Source organism: Rapidithrix thailandica (assembly GCF_039710355.1).
GTDB lineage: Bacteria > Bacteroidota > Bacteroidia > Cytophagales > Flammeovirgaceae > Rapidithrix > Rapidithrix thailandica.
In genome coordinates this window covers 352458-372022 of the sequence record NZ_JBDKWZ010000006.1, presented here as the reverse complement: position 1 = coordinate 372022, position 19565 = coordinate 352458, and the positions used below count along the sequence as shown (strand labels likewise).

Here is a 19565-nt window from a genome sequence, read left to right as displayed (position 1 = left end):
CCGGGAGTGCAACTTCACGAGGGATTTCGTTGAAGGTACGAATCGTTGAGCGGAGAGAAATTCAAAACAATATTTTTATTTTTTCTTCAAATCTCGTGTTGATGAAATTATCTTCTTTGAAGAATTTGTATAAAAGAAAACAAGCAGGCATTGTTAAAAAGACAGTGCAACCGGCAAAAGTGGCAACACTACATATAAGGTCTAAGGTTAGCGTGCCAATTTCTCCAATATATGATGCCAGGCCCTCCTGATGCTTTTCAAAATAAGTATGAACACCTTGAGCGTAATGATAAAAACGGATTGAAGTTTCATACATAAGCCAAGCCGGATACACCCATTTTCTAAGAGGTTCCCACCAATTTCCCCAGATTGATTTTTTTTGCTGGTTTTGTTCTTCCATTTTTTTATGCTTTTTGACAAAAGTCACCTTAATGGAAGAGTATTCATTTGATATAAATCAAATTCGGTTTTTGGGGTTTCTGATTCTGCTTAATGTCTCAAGCGTAATGCCTAAATAAGAAGCAAGATGTGTTAGGGGAACCCTGTTGGTTATATCAGGGCGAATACTTATCAATTGCTCGTACCTGTCTTCCGCTTTGTTGAATAGTATTGAGGATAATCTTTCCCGGAGCCCCAACATGGTGGCCGTTACAACTTTACTGATGAGGCGTTCGAAATCATGGTATTTGTCGGAAAGGCTGTTAACGGTATCCCTTGAAAACTCAATGACGGTTGACTCCTCAACAAATTCGACATAGTGGGGGCTAGGGTCTTCGCTAAAAAAGCTGACAATGGAAGCCATAAACTCATTTTCAAAAGCAAACCAATCGGAAATATCTTTTCCGTCTTTCAAATAATAGGCTCTTGCACAGCCTTGTACAATTAAATATGCTTTATGAGAATAATGCCCTTCACGCACAACAATTTCGCCCCTCTTATGTGTGAGAATCTCAGAATTGGCCATGAATTCTTGTTGACATGCAAGGGATAAGGGAGAATACATTTCCCCAATTTTATTTAAGATTTTTTCAGTATCCATTTTTCTAACTTGGTTACAAGTTCTAGCGAATACAAATATAGTTTAAACCCCCTTCAACCACTAAGCCATTAGTGATTACAGATTTATCTCAAACGTTTTGGAACTTTTAAGAGCGTATTACAAGTAATATTAGCCAAAAGTATCTTTATTTGAAGATGAGGCGGGGGCAAATTGGAACTGGCCGGGGCATCGGGCATGGTGGTTGCCGCATGGGAACTTGTGAAACAAAACCATGTAAACGATGAACCGGGGCCTTTGATGGAAGCCCATTGGCTGATCACAGTCTTAAACTTATTTAATAATAAACCGGTAAACTATGTCAGACTCACATACCAACTTTATGAAAATGGCCGTAGCGCTGGGCAAAGAAGCTCTTGCAAACGGGAATCCGCCTGTCGGGGCCGTGATCGTTTATGGCGACGAAGTAATAGGCAAAGGCATTGAATCGGGAAAAACTACCCGTGATATTACGAACCATGCCGAAATAGAGGCCGTTCGTGATGCCATTCAACAGGGGCATGCCGACAAGCTTTCGCAAAGCATACTTTATACCACCCATGAGCCTTGTATCATGTGTTCTTATTTAATCCGGCATCATCGGCTTCCTCAAGTCATTTATGGAGTGTCGGTCAAAGACGTAGGAGGGTATTCTTCCGAATTTAAAATCCTGAGTACGGAGAATATTCCCAAATGGGGGAAGAAGCCTGAAGTTACAAGAGGGGTATTAGAGGAGGAATGTCAGCACCTTTCCAGGCAGTTTGAAAGGCAGCAAAAGTAAAGGGTAAATATGCATGGCGTATTATCTGTACGTCATGCATATTTACGCCCTGGTCGCCTTTGCACGGCTTGTGTGAAGGATGGATCTTGCCCGGTACATCAATGGCTCCCAACCGTTATTCCTATGATCCGGTTGATCCAATCTCTTATAAGTGTAACATGCGTTTAGAAGTTTAATCACTTTCTCAGTACAAAAAGGGACCGGTAATTGAATATTTAATCACTACCTTTAGCCAATAGTACGCGGGATGCGTTTAAATGTATAAAAAATCAAACGGTATATGAAATCATAACCGTACAGGGGAAGTTTCAAACATGAAAAGATCGAGATTACGTATGAAAGGAATATGCTTATTCATCACCTTGTTCCTGTCTTTAATGGCCTATGGACAAGAAAGTAAAAAAACATATCATGAAGTCGGTTATATGGATCGTTATGAGGCATTGCCAACAATGGAATTTACGGATGCCACCAAAGCGGAATTCGATCAGGCAAAACCCGCTGTAAAAAGCAAGCTACCCGAAGTCGAACTTACGGAGTCGCATTTTTTTATAAAAACCAAAGGCGATAAAATTAAATTTGAGAACTATCATTACGATGCAACAGCGGAAGGTCATCGCGGGAGTGAATTTGTGGGGTACTATCCGGAAAGTAGTATGTATGTGGTGATCCATTACTTTACTTCCGAAAGTTTGGGTTTCGGTCAATTAGTGATGGTCGATAGTCTTACAAATAACCAATATGAAATCATTTCCATTGGAGATGGAGCTGTGGAGCTTCCAATATCCTCCCCGGGAAATGACTTTTTAGTCTATTACTACAACTATATGTATGAGCAGAAGGAATGCTTTATGGGTGTCATCAAGGTGGACGAGTCGAATAAAAACCATCCGCAGAAATATTTAACGGAATATAGCAGTTACCCCTCTACGGATTGGGCGGTGGAAGAAATTAGGTGGGCTGACAATGATACTCTCATTATCAAAGTGTACGAAAAAGAGTTTGAAAAGGAAGAGTGGGTTAAAAAATATTGGTATGTCAAATCAAGCTTTCCATCACCATAGCGAATAATGTCCTCCAATACGGGTGTTCGGACTGCAATGAGGAAATAAAAGCTGCATTTTGAAATCCATAAAAGTTTCACGTACTTGAGCTTGCAAAATAGGTGTTTTTACGTAAACTATAATGCTTATGGCACGCATATTATCGTTTGCAAGCTTCAATTTGTACAACCTTCAGTTACCGGATACACCCTGGAGAGACAAACGTTATACTCAGGCGGAGTATGCCGAAAAGATCGCATGGACCGGACAAATGCTCAATGTATTGGATGCGGATATCATCGCTTTTCAAGAGTTGTGGTCAAAGGAATGTTTGGTGGAGGCTTTTGAAAAGGCCGGCTTGCAAGACGCTTACAACCTGTTTTTTATCAAAGACACATGGTACGATATCGCAGTGGCAGCGGCTGTAAGGAAACCCTTGGCCGTTTCCCGGACTGCCGTACATAAAAATTTTCCGGAGGGGTTCCGCTTGATAAAAAGAGAAGTGGATCATAGCAGTAGCCCGGTGGAAGATGAGGATGACGATATTGAAGTGGTCATCAACAAATTTTCACGTTCTATTTTACAATTGTCGGTACAACATCCTGATTTTCCTGAGGAGCCCGGTATGGAGGTGTTTGTTACACATCTTAAATCCAAACTTCCCACCCGGCTGGACCGCAAAGAAGGCCAAAACCAACAAACCAATCGGCACTCTCAGGCCTTGGGAGATGCATTGTCTACCATCAGAAGAGTATCGGAGGCCACTGCCTTAAGAATGATTTTAACCAATACCTTAAAGGGAAATGATATTCCTGCGGTGGCGCTTGGTGATTTTAATGACAATGTGACCAGTAATGCATTGTCTATTGTCACTGCTCAGGCAAGTTACCGCTTGTACGATGCGAGCCATGTGGCAAGCTCCAACGACAAAGGCTTGTACTCAAGTGCCATCATGCAGAATTTCAGGTCTATCAGTGATAGTACCTATACACACGAACACGATGGGATGAAAGACACCTTGGACCATATCTTATTCAGCGAACAATTTTATCCTTATTCCCGCAAAAAATTATGGTCGTTCAAAGAATTGAAAGTCTGGAACGATCATATTGGTGATAATGCAAAATATACCACGGATCATGGGCTGATAAAAACTATCTTTGTGCGGTAGCGATTTATTTTAAAATGGTGAATGAGTGAAATGGTGAATGGGTGATTGAAAGTCCAAATATTCGCCCTTTCTACGAAAAGTTATAGTTGTCATCATCTCACTATATCATTTCCTCACTCATTCAGTAATGGACAATTCATTGAGTGAGATTGTGAATGAGTGAAATGGCGAATGGGTGATTGAAAGCCCAAATATTCGTCCTTTCTACGAAAGCAAATATACGGAAGAAAAAATCTTCAAACCCAAGTTAGGGTTATCAGAGTTTGCCAAACAATCAGGCAATATATTTCAAGTTTGTAAAGAAATATAGTGGAGATAACCCGTTGTGCTAGTCAACTTATAGCGACTATCAACTTGGTTTAGTGAATTTTTGTTCGTTTTCTAATTTGTTGAATTTCAAGTTGATGTTTTTTATTTTGACTATTTGTTCACTAGCACAGGAGGTTTTTATTAAGCTCCAGGTTTATCCAATATAAAATCTAAAATAGCTTGCACATGAATTTTGGTGGTGTCAAAAATAGGGATTGAGTTAAAATCACTTTCGTTAACTAAAAGAGGTATTTCGGTACAACCCAGAACAATACCTTGTGCTCCTTTTTGAATAAGGTTTTCAGAATATTGAATGAATTCCTTCTTCGAACTTTCCTTGATAATACCTTTTCCTAACTCTTCTTTTACAAGATAATGAATACGGTTAATATTGGTAAGCTTTTCAGGAGTCAATATTTCTATTTGATATTCGCTAAACTTCTTTCGATAAAAGCCCATTTCCATCGTAAACTTTGTGCCCAGTAACCCTATTTTATTTATTTTTTTCGAGTTAATCCCCTGTGCTGTTGCTGTAATAATATCTATCAACGGGATATCAATTCTTTTCTGAATTTCATCCGCAAATAAATGAGCTGTATTGGCACATAATGCAATTCCGTCTACCTTGCTTTTTTTCAACTCTTCACAGGCATTTAAAAGTAACTCAAAAGAGTTTTCCCAACCTTTATTCTGGATATCCGCAAAATTCAGGGAATAAAGAACAATTTCGGCGGATTGTAACCCTCCTAATGCTTGATTGACCCCTTCATTAATGTATTTGTAATAATCGATGGTGGATGTCCAACTAATTCCACCCACTAATCCTATTTTTTTCATTTGTATATCTTCCTCTAAAGTTGTTAAAATGTTTTCAATGTTACTACTTTTTTGTACAATGGTTCAACCCTTTCCCCACTATGAGCTAGAAATGAAATCATTTATAAAAGTAATGCTTAGCTTATTCTTTTCCGCATCGATTGTTATTTCTTTCCTTTAGTGATAGTTTCGAAAAACCATCAAAACTACTATGCTGAGAACCCTAAACTGAAAATTTTCACCACCTAAGAAGCAGCCTCTCGAAGGAGCATCTCCCACAAAGAGTTTTAAACATGTCCTTAGCTCTTTATTTGCTTTTTTATGGAATAAACTTTGCCTGTTTTTGGGGAAACGTCAATTCTTTTGCCTATAATTTTTTTTCTGTTTCTGGATAGTTTTTACAAATCAACTGTTTGGGATGATTGTGTATTTCTACTAAATCCTTTTTTAAGCTAGTAAACGTCCTAAAGTACCATCATTTTCATTCGATTCTGTACTACTATCGCCTTTAGGTAAAAAACCGGGATAGGCTCCTAAATCCCCGAATTGTACAATCAAATCCATTTTTTTCCCAGTCTCTTGTTGATACAAATCCACCAGTTTAAACGGGAGTAATAGTTTTCCATGAAGGTCTGCAAAATCGCGATGCGCATGTTGGGTGATTTTGCTGGGTGCTAAAAGTAGTTATATTTTCTTCCATTATGATAATGATTTGCCCCTGGTTCCGGAAAGGAATAAAATGTTACTTCCCTTTGGTTTAGCTGCGGATATTGCCTGCCGTAAATATCGTATTCCACCTCCCCGTTATAGGCGGCAATGGGTTTGCCGATATAATCGAAAATGATGCTGTTGTGCCCCTATTTTGATGGTCTTTGTAGAAGAGGGGGAATATAATAAAGCCCACAAAAATTTGTGGGCTTAAAATTTATGTCAACTTTTAACCTAAGTTACGGGGCTAACTTCTCAATGACTATAAAAGATTATTGATTAATAGTTTCTATCCTCAAGGAGGAATTTTGTTCTTTTAAGATTGTGTCTCGTGTTACTCCTATTAAAATAGTAAACCCATCAAAATTTAATGCATTAAAAAACAGATACTGTATGGAAATCCCTAATCAGATACATAAGAATGACTATCCTTAGATAGCCTTAGTAAGGTAAACTTATCAACCTATTTCAGGGCGGGTTACAGAGTAGTCTCATTCATTTTCATAGAAGAATTATGTATATTTCTCTTTGTAAATATTCTTATCAAGATATTAACCTTTGAGAAATAGAAAAAATATTTATCAGAGGTATGCATCTTAATTCATGAAAAAAGAGAAACCAATAGCGGCAAAAATCGAATTACTTCTAGCTGAAAGAATAATTCTGGAGAAGATTTCATTAGTCTCTCAGGTACGTTGTACCAACAGCATCTTATTTATTTAGAACCTCGAGAACTAAGACGTAAAAATGATTCATTAGAACTCATTGTGATTTTTAGAGATAGAAATTCTTTCATTAATTGGCTTTCAAGCTCAAAAGTACAAGAATATTGGTCTGTAAAATTTAAAAATCAACTTGTGACCAATCCCATTACCACAGAAGAGTTAGATGTGATTATTGAGTTAGACAATATTGAAAACTGTCAATGTAAAGCTTCTGAATTTTATATCCTTCGAGGACTCTCTATCTCCTCCTTTGATGAAGAACTTATTTGTGGAACTTGTTTAAAGCAAATTCCCTATTCGAGAATTCCTCTTGACATTACTATAGAAGAGTGGCAAAATTATCATCAACGGTTTTATCTTAACTGGTTGGCAAGTGGTTTTTTTGGAAAAGATGCCTTGGGTGAGTTGACGAACTATAAAAATGGAAAGCTCAATATTGAAGGAGAACGAATTAGAAAACAACTTGCTGAATACTTAGAGGCTCCTGTGTATTTTAATTTCTTTGTTGAAGAACCGGGTGAAAATCATTCTTGTCCGATATGTGGTAGCCAAGGCTCAGACTCAGGGTTGTTAAGGCCAAGTAAGATATGTAAGGATTGTAATTCGATTTTTGATTAAAAGTACTGAGGGTTGTATAATATAGATCATATCATATTTTAAGTAATCAAAATGCTATCAAAAGAACTTACATACTTATTAGAGAAATTTCTACAAGGAGATAGGCAATTAATGGTACTGACAGGTGCTGGGGTATCGGCTGAAAGTGGTATCCCTACTTATAGAGGAGTGGAAGGGTATTGGACAAAAGGGTCCCGAAACTATAAACCGGAAGAAATTGGAACCTTGCGTTTTTTTCAAAAAAAACCGGAGGAAGTATGGAAGTTTGCTTTGTACCGTAGAACTATTTGTAAAAGAGCTCAACCTAACTTGGGACATACTTCTATAGCAAAACTGGAAAATATTTTTCGGGATAGGTTCACTTTGATCACTCAAAATGTAGACGGTCTCCATTTAAAAGCAGGCAACAGTGATCATAGAACTTATCAGATTCATGGAGATATTGACCATATTCGATGTAGTTTAAATTGTACTCGGACATTATATGAATTTCCCCAAGAAATAGGCGAAAAGAAACAAGGAGAAGGCCTCACAGGTGCGGAATGGGAGTTGTTAAGATGTCCTGAATGTGATGCGATATGCAGACCAAATGTGTTATGGTTTGATGAGTTCTACAACGAAAGGTATTATAGATCGGAATCGGCCCTTAAAATAGCTGGTAAGACGGGGCTCCTCTTGATTGTGGGGACGATGGGAACAACAAATTTACCCAATCAAATTTTTGATACCGTTAGGTTTAAGCAAGGTATTGTAGTGGATATAAACCTTGAAGATAATTTATTTAGTGAAGAGATAAGAGACAGTAGAACAGGATTTCTCCTGAGAGGAAAAAGCAGTGAACTGCTTCCCCAACTGGTAGACGAGATACGGAAATTGAGAGGTTGGCAACCATTCGAAGAATCAATCTAAAGAAGGCATTATAAACATAAAGCCCTCAAAGCACTTCGTTTGGTGACCGTATTGGATTTTGCGAATACAAAAGAGAGGCTGGTGTACCTGATCAGATCTGTATGTTTTATAGAATTTTTCCTCGATTATCGCTTGAAAAAAAAGGGAATTAACAAACGTTATGAGATAGAACATTCTCAAATTTTAAGCATCGTTTCGTATCATTTCTTATCTTCACTAACCGGGAAGGTCTATAATACCTACCTGCGACTAACTCCAAATATCCTCATGAAAAGAGGCTCACTACAATTTATTCAAAAAACCGCACATGATTTTACAATGGAAGTCCAATCAAATTCTCAAAAGAAACACTATCCAGAAGGAATACCGCATGAAATAAATGCTCATCAATATGAATCCTTGGTCGATTTGATAGAGCAAGCCTTTCAAGACTACGGCCCATTACCGGCCTTTGATTGTATGGGCACTTCGATCTCTTATAAGGCCCTGGACCAGCTTTCTCAAAACTTTGCCACCTACCTGCAACAAGACTTGGGCTTAAAAGCCGGAACCCGTATCGCCATACAAATGCCGAACGTATTGCAATATCCCATTGCCATGCTTGGAGCTTTGCGGGCAGGTTTGATTGTCGTAAATACAAATCCCTTGTATACCGCACGCGAAATGAAACATCAATTTGTAGATTCCGGAGTGGAAGCCATCGTGATCCTGGCTAATTTTGCGTATAACCTGGAGAAAATTGTAACGGAAACGTCTATCAAACATATTGTTATTACCGAAATAGGGGATCAGTTGGGCGGTTTGAAGAAGTTGATCGTGAATGGAGTGGTGAAGTACATCAAAAAAATGGTGCCTGCTTACCGGCTTCCTTCAGCTGTATCGTTTCGTGAGGCTTTAAAAAGAGGCAGTCGAAAACGGTTCCAACGAGTGGCGGTCAAAGGCCAGGATACCGCTTTTCTTCAGTATACCGGAGGGACTACGGGGGTATCCAAGGGAGCTGAATTGTCTCATACCAATTTGGTAGCCAATGTAGAGCAACTTTCCACTTGGTTGTCAGTACGTTTGATAAAAGGGGAGGAAATTGTGATTACTCCTTTGCCGCTCTATCATATATATGCCCTGTCGGTTAGTTGTTTCACAGTAATCAAGTTGGGGGCTAGAAATGTATTGATTACGAATCCGCGCGATATAAAAGGCTTTATCAAAGAATTGGAAAAATATCCTTTTTCTGTTATGGCCGGTATCAACACATTGTACAACAGTATGATGAATCATCCGAACTTTGACCGGGTGGATTTTTCTCATTTAAAAGTTGCTTGTGCCGGGGGAATGGCTTTGCAAATGGATGTAGCCAAACGTTGGAAAAACAAAACCGGAGTTCCCATAGCAGAGGGCTACGGCTTGACGGAAACTTCCCCCGTGCTGACGTCTAATATTCCTCTGACAGGGCAAGAGAGAATTGGAACGGTGGGCTTGCCAATACCCAGCACTCAAATTATGATTGCCAATGATGAGGGAGAAGAAGTGCCTGCAGAGATACCCGGGGAGATTTATGTGAAAGGGCCTCAGGTAATGAAAGGCTATTGGAACCGGCCGGAGGAGACCGAAAAGGTATTTACCAAAGAGGGATGGTTCAAGACCGGAGATATTGGCGTCATGGACAAGGATGGGTTTCTCAGGATTGTGGACCGTAAAAAAGAAATGATCCTTGTGTCCGGGTTCAATGTATATCCTAATGAAATTGAGGAGGTGGTCTCCGGACATGAAAAAGTACTGGAAGTGGGTGCTGTGGGGGTACCGGACGATAGGTCCATTGAGGTAGTTAAAATTTTTGTAGTGAAGAAAGATCCGTCTTTAACCAAAGAGGAGTTGCTCGCCTATTGTAGGGAAAACCTTACGGCTTATAAAGTCCCCAGGCATATAGAATTTAGAGAAGAATTGCCGAAATCGAATGTAGGAAAGATCCTTCGCAGGCTACTGAAAGAAGAGCCGCCCCGTTCAACATAAATGCTCTACGAAAAGGAAAGCGGATTAGGACGGGCTTCTCCGTCCGAATCCGCTTTCCTTTTTTGCCCGGTTCATCAATGTCTCTTGTCCGTTATTACTTCCTTTTTCCTCTGGTAGCTTTGAAAAACAGATGATTTTTGGAGATCTTCTCAGATGGGTTACTTTTAATGGAAAACTAATAAAGGATATCACGAATGATTTCTTATAGAGCAATTCCTAGAAATAAACAAACCATTATTCTAGCAAATTTCGCAGAAATCAATGTCTGAAATTTCCTATACAAAATCATTCGTGATAAGGTTTAATAGATATAGTTTTGGTTTTAGCATTAATTATTATGAGTAATTAAAAATGAATCAGGAAAAGCCCCCGAAAAATATGGTGGAATTAACCAAAGCGTCTCTGAAGGAATACATTGAGTTATGTGATGGTTTAATGGATTATTCTTTTTTCGATGATCAAGAAAAATCTAATTGGGTAGGGAATCCGCACGGAATACATATTCGTTTCCAACATAAAAAAACATCACAGGTAGTGGAAGTCCCATTTGCTAAAATCAAAAAGAGGAAAGATTTTAATACTTTTTTATGGCTGGAATTTGTGAGGTCTACTCCCAAGTTTAAGCCAGTAGAAGATTTTTTTAATCAAAGAAAAGGTTTAGAGGAAGACTTCGTAAACGACTTTTTAGACAAAGAATTTTTTGAAAATAGAGAAGTCATAATTCCTGAATTTAAAACAGGTGATTTTATTCAATTACGAGATTCGGTATTCGAAGAAGATTTTAATTCAAGGGCTTATTGGGATTTGAAATATTATTACGAGGATCAAATACAACATATATACTGGCCTTTAGAACGGAATTTTGAAAGGTATGGATGTAACGTCCCCACAATCTTAGGAGGTATTAAGTCGCGTATAAAAGAAGTCGTAATGGACAATTCAGGAATTTCAAAAATTTACACAGACTTGTTTATTGTTGACATGCCATATGCCTATGAGAAAAATCAATTTCAACCTGTTGGTACTATTGATGATTATAAAGTAGATGAGTGGGTAGATTTTTTGATAAATCAATTGTCATTTTATGAATATAATTGTATGCTTGGCTTATTCACCCCTTCAGAGCGAGAAAACAATAAAATTCATTGTACTCAACAATATTTTGAGCGGATAGGAGAAAGGTTTTGGCAGTTTTAATGATATCATGTATGCGATGATAGGAGGTTTATTGGGGTTGGAAGGAGAGGAGCAAATTTCTTAAGGCTAATTAAGAGAAAGTCGAAAATTTCTGTTTCAAGGTGTTGTTGACTTTGTTTTGCTTTTGTATTTCCCTTTCTCTTAATTTCGTTGATTGTATGTTTTAATTTGGATCTAGCGAAAAACGGAGAGTTAATTTATAGAAAGTAATTTTGAGGAATTATAACAAATTACAATTGGGAATTCAACCATGAAGTCTTATTACTCTAAAAAAGAGTTTAAAAGTTGTAGGTGAGATTAATTTTAAAGTTTGATAGTCATTTTTTCTTGTAATATATAGAATATTATATTCATGGTTCACACTAAACAAAAGTTGGAAGAATTAATATCACAAAAAAAGACGATAGGGTTATATATCTTTGATGAAGAAAAAAAAATCTTTACTTCCGATGTTGAGATAACATTAGGGATAAAGAAATTAAAAGATGGTTTGTATAAAGCGGAGTATTACTTCTTTGATGGTTATGAGACTGGTTTGAGCGAGGATTTTCAACTTTACTTTGAAGGAAATGAAAATGAAGCTAAAGAGAAGGCAATATTAAGTTGGAACGAAGACGCTGAAATATTCATGGGATATCCTATTATTTATACAAATATCTATTGTGAGATTGAAAACGTTTGACCCAATTCCCGATAGAAGGTACCTCAATACTTCTAGTTCATCCAAGATGAATCAAAATTCATGTAAAGGTCTATTATAATTAGATATGAATAAGAGGTCTTTATGATACATACCTGATACATTTTGTGGAACGTAGGAAGTAGACTTAATAGGGGAGTCGCTCTTGAAATAACTCGTTAAAGTTTTCAGGTCCTGATGGCAAAGTGAAATATGAGAAAGCATTTAACCATCAACATCTTGAAGAAAAAATAACAAGCGGGTAAAGACAGATTTGGATGGATAGGAGCTTGCCTGAGTTTTGTCCGGTTCATCAATGTCTCTTGCCCGTTATTACTTCCTTTTTCCTCTGGTGGCTTTGAAATAAATTGGCTAACTTGCCAAACTGGTTATGGCCGTAAATATTTCGAAATATGAAAGCTGTCAGTTACTTGATTTTGATGGGTTTTATGCTCTATGCCTGTACCCGGGACAAGGCTGAGGAAAGTGGAAAATCGAAGAATATGATGGCAGATACGGTTCATGCCCATTCAACTCCCGACAAGAATATAGCCCCTCTCGCTACATCAGATAACAAAACCCCCTCCAAGGATACAATTCCGGTTCATGTATTTCAAAGGGGGGAAACGTTATGGAATTTGTGTAGAACCTATTATGGCAACCGGCATTATTCCTCCATTGTAGCGATTTACAATGACATTGTGAATGCCATCAAAGAGAGTACTTTGATCCGGGTCCCTTCTTTGAAATCCTTGCTTTGCGATCCCAAATTAGGCCTTGATCCGGTTATTCATAATGAAATCGAGAAAATAATCGAAGCAAGAGCACGGTTTATGAGGCATGAAAAAGCCTTGTTTGAGCTGAGAAATAATCAGAGCAAAGGAACGGTACTCAAGCTTCCGGACAATATAAAAGAAGATCTTGAAACGGCTGCTGAGTTGGTGGATGCGTCTGTGATTTCATTAAATAAGTTGAACTCTGATTCCACAAAAGTGCCCGTAAAAATGGTGGAACAATTGAAAAGTGTTGCTCTGAACCTTAAAAACTTATCACAAGGAATTCATGATGGCCCGTATGGCTATGATTTGGATATGGTACATCAAAGGTTGATCCATGCGCTAAAAAGTGGTATAGCCTGGGCACGAAACGCTTATCAAAACAGGCGATGACAAAATTCAAATGTATGAAGCCTTTCTTAAAGAAGCTGCTAGTGTTTTTGTAAAAAGCGAATTCCAATAAGAATATGCCGGAAATTCGTTGTGGGGCCGCTCCTCGGGAGTTGTTCCTTTGTCGGTGAGTATCGGTTTAAAGCTCTCAAAATAGATGCTGAGGCTCCTGAAATAGGGGGTTGCAAAATTTTAGACAGGCTTTCAAACAATCTGTATACGTAGTATCAGCCTACTTTTTAAATATTATTTAGAATTATTCAAAGTAAGTTGCTTAAATAGAGAATAGCCACTAAGTTCGCGTTATTATTTTTATTTAGTCTAAATAGTCGGAATTTACAATGTTATGATGAGGTTGTTTGCAAAGTGAAAAGAGCATAAAATGTCACAAAGCCTTTCAGCTACAGGTCTTTTATTTATGAGTGGTTATCCTTATGAATTCTTAGTGTTTTTGTGGCAGTATATCAATTTTTCAGACGGCACGATCCAAAATCATATAGAGGATTCTATAGCTAATCGTCTTGATTGCCAATAGTGCTCATTGTTATTCCCTTTTTTATTCACTCTAAAGAAAAAAAGATCATGAAAAACAAGATCAAACTACTATGCCTCTCTTTCCTGTTGTCATTTGTAAGCCTGAGTTATGTTCAAGCACATGCACTCTATATTGATACCGAGGGCTCGGGAAAATTAAATACCAAACAGGATGTAAAAGTATACTACAGTGAATTTGAAGATAGAACAAATGAACAGATAAGCGACTGGTATTCCGATGTCGCAAAATTTGAATTATGGCTGATTGCACCCAATGGAAAAAAGAGCAAACTGAAGACAAGTGCTCAAAGCGATCATTTTGTGGCGGCATTTACACCCAAAAAAGAAGGGGTTTACCGTTTGGAAATACATCATACCGCTAAAGATCCTGCTGACGGAACGGCCTATCAGTTTAATGCTTTTGCCCAAGTGCTTATAGGTAAGAGTTCACCGGTGCCACCCGTAGGCCCCAATGCGATTGGCTTAGCTTTGATAGAAGAAAGTGTATCTTTAAAAAAGCAACCGGCAAAAATATTCAAGACGTATCTAAATGGTGACATCAAAGGAGATGTATCAGTAACTGTCTTTTTACCTTCCGGTAAAGAACAAAAAGTAAAAAGCAATGGCAAAGGTGAGTTGAAAATTAACTTTGATGAAGAAGGAATATACTTTATAGAGGCGACTACCTATAATAAAGGCGAAGCGGGTAAAACCAAAACAACAGCCTACCAATCTATATGGAGATGTGCCACTCAAAAAATTAGTATGTAAACTTTCTTTTAATAGGCATTATCACGAATGGTTTAGGCCAGACATGCTTCTAGCGAAGTCCGGCTATAGCTCCGGGTATCTGAAAACCGAGACCCGTAAACTTGCCGGTACGAATTCATTGGTGATAATGTCTACTACAAATTTCATATCATGGTTACGATAATTTTCTTTATCGCTTTTTTAGGGTTTTATGTTTTTTATAACACTTCGAAAAAAGCGGATCTCAACCGTTCCGGAAAGCTGGAACTTTGGGTACAGAATCACCTTCAATACAGTAAATATATAGGTAGCTTTTTACTCATTGTAACATTGGTCGTAAGTATCATTCATTTTGGGGTCGGCTCGGGAATTTTTGCGTTTTTTGTAACACTGATGACCGTAGGAAGTTTGATAATCGTCCTGTCACCTTTGCAATATGTCACTATTAGAATTGTCTCAGTGGTCTTTTTACTTTCTCTCCTTTTAGAAATTATTTAATCATAATGCCTGCTAATAAAAAATATTTAACCAAATCATTTAGCCAACGTTTTGCCAAAATATCTGCTGGAATATTGGGGGGATACATGGTCACTATGTCACTGCATTTGGCTCTGGCGTATTGGTTAAACCATGCCAACGTCATTATGACCCTCAGGTTTGTAGGATTCATCATTTGGGTAGCTCTGTTAATTATCGCTTTTCTGGTAAAAAACGGTTGGAAAACCTGGGGCATTTACTTAGCGATTACGTTCGTATTTGCACTAATTATGTATGTCGGAAAAATTTACCATCCTATCCCATGATGAAGATGAGCAACAGAGTTTTCAATATATTATTCCACACTCATACCATCAGTGGGATTGTGATCAGCGCAGTACTTTATGTGATATTTTTTGCCGGCTCTTTTTCTTTCTTTCGAGACGAAATAATTAGCTGGGAGAGAAATGAACCTGTATTGGAAAGTAACTTGCCGGATTTGGACCTCAATGCAATGCTTGATACCCTCCAACAAGGGCAGGATCTATATGGTAGAGATATTACTTTTTCAAAGTACCTGGAAGGCCAAAGAATAGCCGTGAACCTATCCGCTCCAAAAGCTACCACAGGCGAGCAAAAGGGTAGAAAAAGGGGAAGCTACTATTACATGAATATCGATGACTTTAAAACGTATACTTATGCCAGTAACTACTCCATAGGCGAATTTTTGTACCGCTTACATTTTTTAGCACAGCTCAATTTATATGGGAGGTCCGGGTATTTGATTGCAGGAATTGTCTCTTTCTTTTTTCTCTTTGCGGTCATTACAGGGGTGATCGTACATTGGAAAAAAATCATTTCTAGTTTTTATGTTTTTAGGCCGAAAGCAAGTTGGAAAAACATTTGGACCGATGCCCATACCGCCCTGGGCATTTTAGGGCTTCCCTATCAATTCGTATATGCCGTAACGGGCGTATTCCTTATTATTAGCACAACAGTAATGTCTCCCCCTGTTCTGTCCTTTTTGTACGAAGGGGATACCCAAAAAATGTATGACGACTTGGGGCTCGGTAATAAAGAATTTCCGATGGCAATGGCTAAACTGGAGGGAGAGGTAGATTTCAATCGCTTTGTTGAAACAACGCAATCGTATTGGTCCGACTTTTACATAAAGTCTGTTAAGATCTACAATTATGGAGATGCCAATATGCACGTAGCCGTGGAAGGGCATCCCGAATATTCCCGTGACTTTATTGGAGAGGGGGAATTAGTGTTTAATGGCAAGAGTGGGGAGATAATCCATGAAAAAAATCCCTTTGAAAATACTTCTTATATAGACGGAGCGACTGGAGTGTTGTACAGACTGCATTTCGGGGATTTCGGAGGAACCGGCTTAAGAGTGGTATATTTCATTTTAGGAATTGCTTCTTGCTTTGTGATTCTATCCGGGGTTTTGATTTGGCTAGTGGCCAGGGATAAAAAAAATGTAGAAGAGAGAAAACGGAAATTTAACAGATGGCTCGGATGGGTTTATCTGGCGATTTGTTTGAGTATGTTTCCTGCCACTGCCTTTACGTTTTTGGCTGTCAAACTATTTGTACATGAGTTTGATGCTTCCCGGATGACATCCATCTATCAAATCTTTTTCTATGCCTGGCTATTTTTTATTGTTCTGTTTACGGCCAAACGTGACAATTTTTTTACCAACAAATACAGCCTGATCATTGGCGCTGTATTGGGTGTTCTGGTACCTGTAGCGAACGGTATTATCTCAGGCAACTGGATTTGGGTCACCTACTCCAGAGGATACAATGATATCTTATTGATTGATATATTCTGGTTAATCGGTTCTCTTCTTACTTTCTCCATTGCTATTACCTTGAAAAGAGACGAAAAAAGGAAAGCCGCCCCCCGTGCCATGAGCCGAAAAGCCAAGGTCGCTTAGTAAGTATAAAAGCCGGGCTAATATTTCCCAATCATATTAGCCCGGCTTTTTTGTATTTTCATCAACTTGTTTTTAGCCTAAATAGCCTGCCGTTATTATTACATTGTTTGGTGGAAATGATAAAAAAGTAAGGGGAGGCAACACTCCCCCGGTACTTAGAGACCAATCGCTGGTGTTAGAAGTGAAAATATCCCGTTTTTTAGGTCCAACGAAACACCGCCCCTTTCTTCGGCAAAAGAAAAGATTTTCCCATTCTTAATACTACTTTGGGGAGAGACAGTGATAGTCCCAAAACGTTTTTTTGCCTGGTAGTACGCTCTTTTGGAGCGATGATAAGCACTGAAATACTGTTTTAGTGGTAAATTACTGACAGATTTTTACGCCTTCCGGGATAATTTTCCTACTTTAACAGCTTGCTTTTATACAACTAATTATGGAAGTGAATTAAACTTTTACTTTTTGCTGAAAAATGTTTCAAAAAGGCCTCCTCTGTGTTACTTTTTTCAACAATAGCTTTGGCTATTCTCTTCAAAAAGTGCGTTGATGAGCCGATTTTGATTCTATTTTCGGTCAAAAACTATACGTTTAAACCACTTCATGGTATGAAAACCAATGATTAGCGACCCAACCCTATCTGAGAACTTTATCAAGTTTCTGAAATGCTTATGAAAAAACATCTACTTTTCCTGATTGGCTTTTTATATTTTACCACTTCCGGCCTGGGGCAAAACCAGGCGACCATTGACAGTCTTAAAACTATTTTACCTAGTGTTTCCGGGGAGAAGAAAGTGATGGTCCTGAGGGATTTATGTTTTTATAACGGCTCTGTTAATTTTGCGGAAGCTGTCATTTTCGGAGAACAGGCCGTTTCGTACGCTATGGAAATAGGCAATCAAAGTCAATTAGGATCTTCTTATCAGGATTTAGGTTCTGTATATGCGCATTTGGGCCGGCATGAAACAGCCTTGGGTTTCTATGAAAAAGCCAGAGCTATATTTTCGGCCACGAAAGACCGGGAAAGTGAAGCCAGCATACTCCATAATCTCGGGTTTGTTTATTCAGCCAAAGCGGATTACCCCACCGCATTAAATTATCTATTCAAGGCTTTGGCATTGAAAGATTCCTTGGGAGGGACAAAGTCAACCAGCACCCTCAATACGATCGGGGAGGTGTACCGGCATCAAAAGAAGTATGATAAAGCCTTGGAGTATTATTTTCAGTCGCTTGAGAAAAGTCAAGAAATTCAAAATAAGTCGTACATTTCGGATGCACTGAGTAATATTGAAATCATTTACCGGAAAAAAGGAGATTTTGAAAAAGCCTTGGACTACAGGATGCAGGTAATCGCCATTGACAAAGAAACGGGAGATGACTATGGCTTATCTATCAGCTACAATAACCTGGGGGAACTTTACGATGAGCAGGGCGATCTTCCATTAGCCATTCTGTATTTAGAAAAATCATTGGAAATCAAAGAGCAATTCAATAATCAAAAGGGAGTAGCGCACACCACCGAGAGGCTGGCAAAGGTTTATTTGAAGTTAAAGGATTTTAAACAGGCTGCCGGACTGGCCCAAATAAGCCTGAACCTTGCCAAGGAAGCCGGTGACCAAAATATGGAGTCCAATATTTATCGGACACTTTCCAATATTTATCAAACCTTTGGGCAATATGAACAGGCACTTTTATACCATAAGCAGTACACCTCCTTAAAAGATTCCGTATTTACTAAAACCAAGGAAGTCATTATTTCCGATATTGAAACTAAATACCAAACCGCTAAAAAAGAAGCTGAAAATACATTGTTAAAGTTGCGGACAGAGCAGCAAACCGCTACGATAGCCCAAAAAAACAAACTGGTTACTTTTTTCATTATCGGTTCATTATTATTAATAATTTTATCCGGCTTATTGTTTCAGGCCTATCGGCAAAAGCAGAAAACCAACCAATTGCTAGTGGCTCAAAAAGAAGAATTGGCCCAACTGAATGCGACTAAGAACAGATTTTTCAGCATTATTGCCCATGACCTGCGGGGACCGGTTACGGCTCTACAAGGCATCTCCGGGTTGTTGAATTATAATATTAAAAAAGGGAATATTGCCAACCTGCATAAAATTGCATTACAAATAGAAGACTCTGCTCAGAAAGTAAATACACTCCTCGATAATTTATTAAAGTGGGCCTTAAGCCAGGAAGGGGCCATGCCTTATCAGCCTCAGCGATTGGCCCTCAAATCGTTAGTAGATGAAAGCCTGCAATATTTTAAAGATATGGCAGCTGCCAAAGATATTCACCTGGAAGCAACGATCTCCAAAGAAGTGCATGTACATGCCGATAAAGAAACCTTAAGCACTATTTTTAGAAACCTGATCAATAATAGTATTAAGTTTACGCCTAGTGGAGGGACTGTGCGTTTGTTTGCTGAAAAGAAGCCTGAAGGAGTACGAATAGATGTAGTAGACAATGGTATGGGAATAGAAGAAGAGAAACTTAAGCGGCTTTTTACCTTTGACGGTGCTAAAAGTACACTTGGTACCAGTGCGGAAAAAGGAACGGGTTTGGGGCTTATTTTGGTCCATGATTTTGTCCGGATGAATCGCGGAACGATTGAAATTAAAAGTAAACCCAATCAAGGAAGTGTCTTTTCGATTACACTACCTACAAAATATGCTAAGGCCAGCTAAACGAAACGAA

18 protein-coding genes are annotated in these 19565 nt (G+C 38.4%); 14 read left to right on the top strand and 4 right to left on the bottom strand.

The genetic code is table 11. The features are described 5' to 3' along the window. Nucleotides 1-61: 61 nt before the first annotated feature. Together AAG747_RS12885 and AAG747_RS12880 are read right to left on the bottom strand one after the other, a co-directional pair. The gene (locus AAG747_RS12885; protein ID WP_346821584.1) at nucleotides 62-400 is read right to left on the bottom strand and encodes a hypothetical protein; all 339 of its coding nucleotides are present in this window, start codon (nucleotides 398-400) and stop codon (nucleotides 62-64) included. Between the two features lie 57 nt (nucleotides 401-457). Then, nucleotides 458-1039 (bottom strand): Crp/Fnr family transcriptional regulator, encoded by a 582-nt coding sequence (locus tag AAG747_RS12880; RefSeq protein WP_346821583.1) that lies wholly within the window; start codon nucleotides 1037-1039, stop codon nucleotides 458-460. 316 nt (nucleotides 1040-1355) lie between these two features. Between AAG747_RS12880 and AAG747_RS12875 the strand changes: the two genes are divergently transcribed. The 3 genes from AAG747_RS12875 (at nucleotide 1356) to AAG747_RS12865 (ending at nucleotide 4031) form a co-directional block, all read left to right on the top strand. Beyond that, nucleotides 1356-1817 (top strand): nucleoside deaminase, encoded by a 462-nt coding sequence (locus AAG747_RS12875; protein ID WP_346821582.1) that lies wholly within the window; start codon nucleotides 1356-1358, stop codon nucleotides 1815-1817. A 314-nt stretch (nucleotides 1818-2131) separates the two neighbouring features. Then, a complete protein-coding gene (locus AAG747_RS12870) occupies nucleotides 2132-2881 on the top strand; it encodes a hypothetical protein (protein ID WP_346821581.1) in 750 nt (249 codons plus the stop codon). A 127-nt stretch (nucleotides 2882-3008) separates the two neighbouring features. Beyond that, nucleotides 3009-4031: an endonuclease/exonuclease/phosphatase family protein gene (locus AAG747_RS12865; protein WP_346821580.1), complete on the top strand. Its 1023-nt coding sequence runs from the start codon at nucleotides 3009-3011 to the stop codon at nucleotides 4029-4031. Nucleotides 4032-4481: 450 nt separating this feature from the next. Here the strand turns inward: AAG747_RS12865 and AAG747_RS12860 are convergent, their stop codons facing one another. Beyond that, nucleotides 4482-5177, bottom strand: coding sequence for an aspartate/glutamate racemase family protein (locus AAG747_RS12860; protein WP_346821579.1), 696 nt, complete (start codon nucleotides 5175-5177; stop codon nucleotides 4482-4484). A gap of 426 nt (nucleotides 5178-5603) precedes the next feature. Then, nucleotides 5604-5747, bottom strand: a complete 144-nt coding sequence (locus AAG747_RS12855) for a hypothetical protein (protein WP_346821578.1) — start codon at nucleotides 5745-5747, stop codon at nucleotides 5604-5606. An 812-nt stretch (nucleotides 5748-6559) separates the two neighbouring features. Here AAG747_RS12855 and AAG747_RS12850 point away from each other — a divergent pair. The 11 genes from AAG747_RS12850 to AAG747_RS12800 all read left to right on the top strand — a co-directional run bounded on the left by AAG747_RS12850 (nucleotide 6560) and on the right by AAG747_RS12800 (nucleotide 19555). Next, complete coding sequence (locus tag AAG747_RS12850) at nucleotides 6560-7207, top strand: DUF2310 family Zn-ribbon-containing protein (protein ID WP_346821577.1); 648 nt, start codon at nucleotides 6560-6562, stop codon at nucleotides 7205-7207. Nucleotides 7208-7258: 51 nt separating this feature from the next. Beyond that, on the top strand, nucleotides 7259-8116 hold the full coding sequence (locus AAG747_RS12845) for an SIR2 family NAD-dependent protein deacylase (RefSeq protein WP_346821576.1): 858 nt from the start codon (nucleotides 7259-7261) through the stop codon (nucleotides 8114-8116). Nucleotides 8117-8383: 267 nt separating this feature from the next. After that, nucleotides 8384-10123, top strand: a complete 1740-nt coding sequence (locus tag AAG747_RS12840; RefSeq protein WP_430300604.1) for an AMP-binding protein — start codon at nucleotides 8384-8386, stop codon at nucleotides 10121-10123. A gap of 351 nt (nucleotides 10124-10474) precedes the next feature. Beyond that, a complete protein-coding gene (locus AAG747_RS12835) occupies nucleotides 10475-11320 on the top strand; it encodes a hypothetical protein (protein ID WP_346821575.1) in 846 nt (281 codons plus the stop codon). A gap of 352 nt (nucleotides 11321-11672) precedes the next feature. Beyond that, nucleotides 11673-12002, top strand: coding sequence for a hypothetical protein (locus tag AAG747_RS12830; RefSeq protein ID WP_346821574.1), 330 nt, complete (start codon nucleotides 11673-11675; stop codon nucleotides 12000-12002). 410 nt (nucleotides 12003-12412) lie between these two features. Continuing rightward, nucleotides 12413-13168: a LysM peptidoglycan-binding domain-containing protein gene (locus AAG747_RS12825; protein ID WP_346821573.1), complete on the top strand. Its 756-nt coding sequence runs from the start codon at nucleotides 12413-12415 to the stop codon at nucleotides 13166-13168. Between the two features lie 579 nt (nucleotides 13169-13747). Continuing rightward, a complete protein-coding gene (locus AAG747_RS12820; RefSeq protein ID WP_346821572.1) occupies nucleotides 13748-14470 on the top strand; it encodes a hypothetical protein in 723 nt (240 codons plus the stop codon). Nucleotides 14471-14620: 150 nt separating this feature from the next. Next, nucleotides 14621-14947 carry a hypothetical protein gene (locus AAG747_RS12815; protein WP_346821571.1) on the top strand — a complete coding sequence of 109 codons (327 nt, stop codon included), beginning with the start codon at nucleotides 14621-14623 and terminating at the stop codon, nucleotides 14945-14947. 5 nt (nucleotides 14948-14952) lie between these two features. Further along, nucleotides 14953-15252 carry a hypothetical protein gene (locus AAG747_RS12810; RefSeq protein ID WP_346821570.1) on the top strand — a complete coding sequence of 100 codons (300 nt, stop codon included), beginning with the start codon at nucleotides 14953-14955 and terminating at the stop codon, nucleotides 15250-15252. A gap of 5 nt (nucleotides 15253-15257) precedes the next feature. After that, entirely contained in the window at nucleotides 15258-16871 is a 1614-nt protein-coding gene (locus tag AAG747_RS12805; RefSeq protein WP_346821569.1) for a PepSY domain-containing protein, read from the top strand. A gap of 665 nt (nucleotides 16872-17536) precedes the next feature. After that, nucleotides 17537-19555, top strand: coding sequence for a tetratricopeptide repeat-containing sensor histidine kinase (locus AAG747_RS12800; RefSeq protein WP_346821568.1), 2019 nt, complete (start codon nucleotides 17537-17539; stop codon nucleotides 19553-19555). Nucleotides 19556-19565: the final 10 nt, after the last annotated feature.

Excerpts from the sequence above, each read along its gene's own strand:
- AAG747_RS12885 (WP_346821584.1), bottom strand. The coding sequence starts at position 400 with ATGGAAGAACAAAACCAGCAAAAAAAATCAATCTGGGGAAATTGGTGG.
- AAG747_RS12880 (WP_346821583.1), bottom strand. The coding sequence starts at position 1,039 with ATGGATACTGAAAAAATCTTAAATAAAATTGGGGAAATGTATTCTCCC.
- AAG747_RS12875 (WP_346821582.1), top strand. The coding sequence starts at position 1,356 with ATGTCAGACTCACATACCAACTTTATGAAAATGGCCGTAGCGCTGGGC.
- AAG747_RS12870 (WP_346821581.1), top strand. The coding sequence starts at position 2,132 with ATGAAAAGATCGAGATTACGTATGAAAGGAATATGCTTATTCATCACC.
- AAG747_RS12865 (WP_346821580.1), top strand. The coding sequence starts at position 3,009 with ATGGCACGCATATTATCGTTTGCAAGCTTCAATTTGTACAACCTTCAG.
- AAG747_RS12860 (WP_346821579.1), bottom strand. The coding sequence starts at position 5,177 with ATGAAAAAAATAGGATTAGTGGGTGGAATTAGTTGGACATCCACCATC.
- AAG747_RS12845 (WP_346821576.1), top strand. The coding sequence starts at position 7,259 with ATGCTATCAAAAGAACTTACATACTTATTAGAGAAATTTCTACAAGGA.
- AAG747_RS12840 (WP_430300604.1), top strand. The coding sequence starts at position 8,384 with ATGAAAAGAGGCTCACTACAATTTATTCAAAAAACCGCACATGATTTT.
- AAG747_RS12835 (WP_346821575.1), top strand. The coding sequence starts at position 10,475 with ATGAATCAGGAAAAGCCCCCGAAAAATATGGTGGAATTAACCAAAGCG.
- AAG747_RS12830 (WP_346821574.1), top strand. The coding sequence starts at position 11,673 with ATGGTTCACACTAAACAAAAGTTGGAAGAATTAATATCACAAAAAAAG.
- AAG747_RS12825 (WP_346821573.1), top strand. The coding sequence starts at position 12,413 with ATGAAAGCTGTCAGTTACTTGATTTTGATGGGTTTTATGCTCTATGCC.
- AAG747_RS12820 (WP_346821572.1), top strand. The coding sequence starts at position 13,748 with ATGAAAAACAAGATCAAACTACTATGCCTCTCTTTCCTGTTGTCATTT.
- AAG747_RS12815 (WP_346821571.1), top strand. The coding sequence starts at position 14,621 with ATGGTTACGATAATTTTCTTTATCGCTTTTTTAGGGTTTTATGTTTTT.
- AAG747_RS12810 (WP_346821570.1), top strand. The coding sequence starts at position 14,953 with ATGCCTGCTAATAAAAAATATTTAACCAAATCATTTAGCCAACGTTTT.
- AAG747_RS12805 (WP_346821569.1), top strand. The coding sequence starts at position 15,258 with ATGAGCAACAGAGTTTTCAATATATTATTCCACACTCATACCATCAGT.
- AAG747_RS12800 (WP_346821568.1), top strand. The coding sequence starts at position 17,537 with ATGAAAAAACATCTACTTTTCCTGATTGGCTTTTTATATTTTACCACT.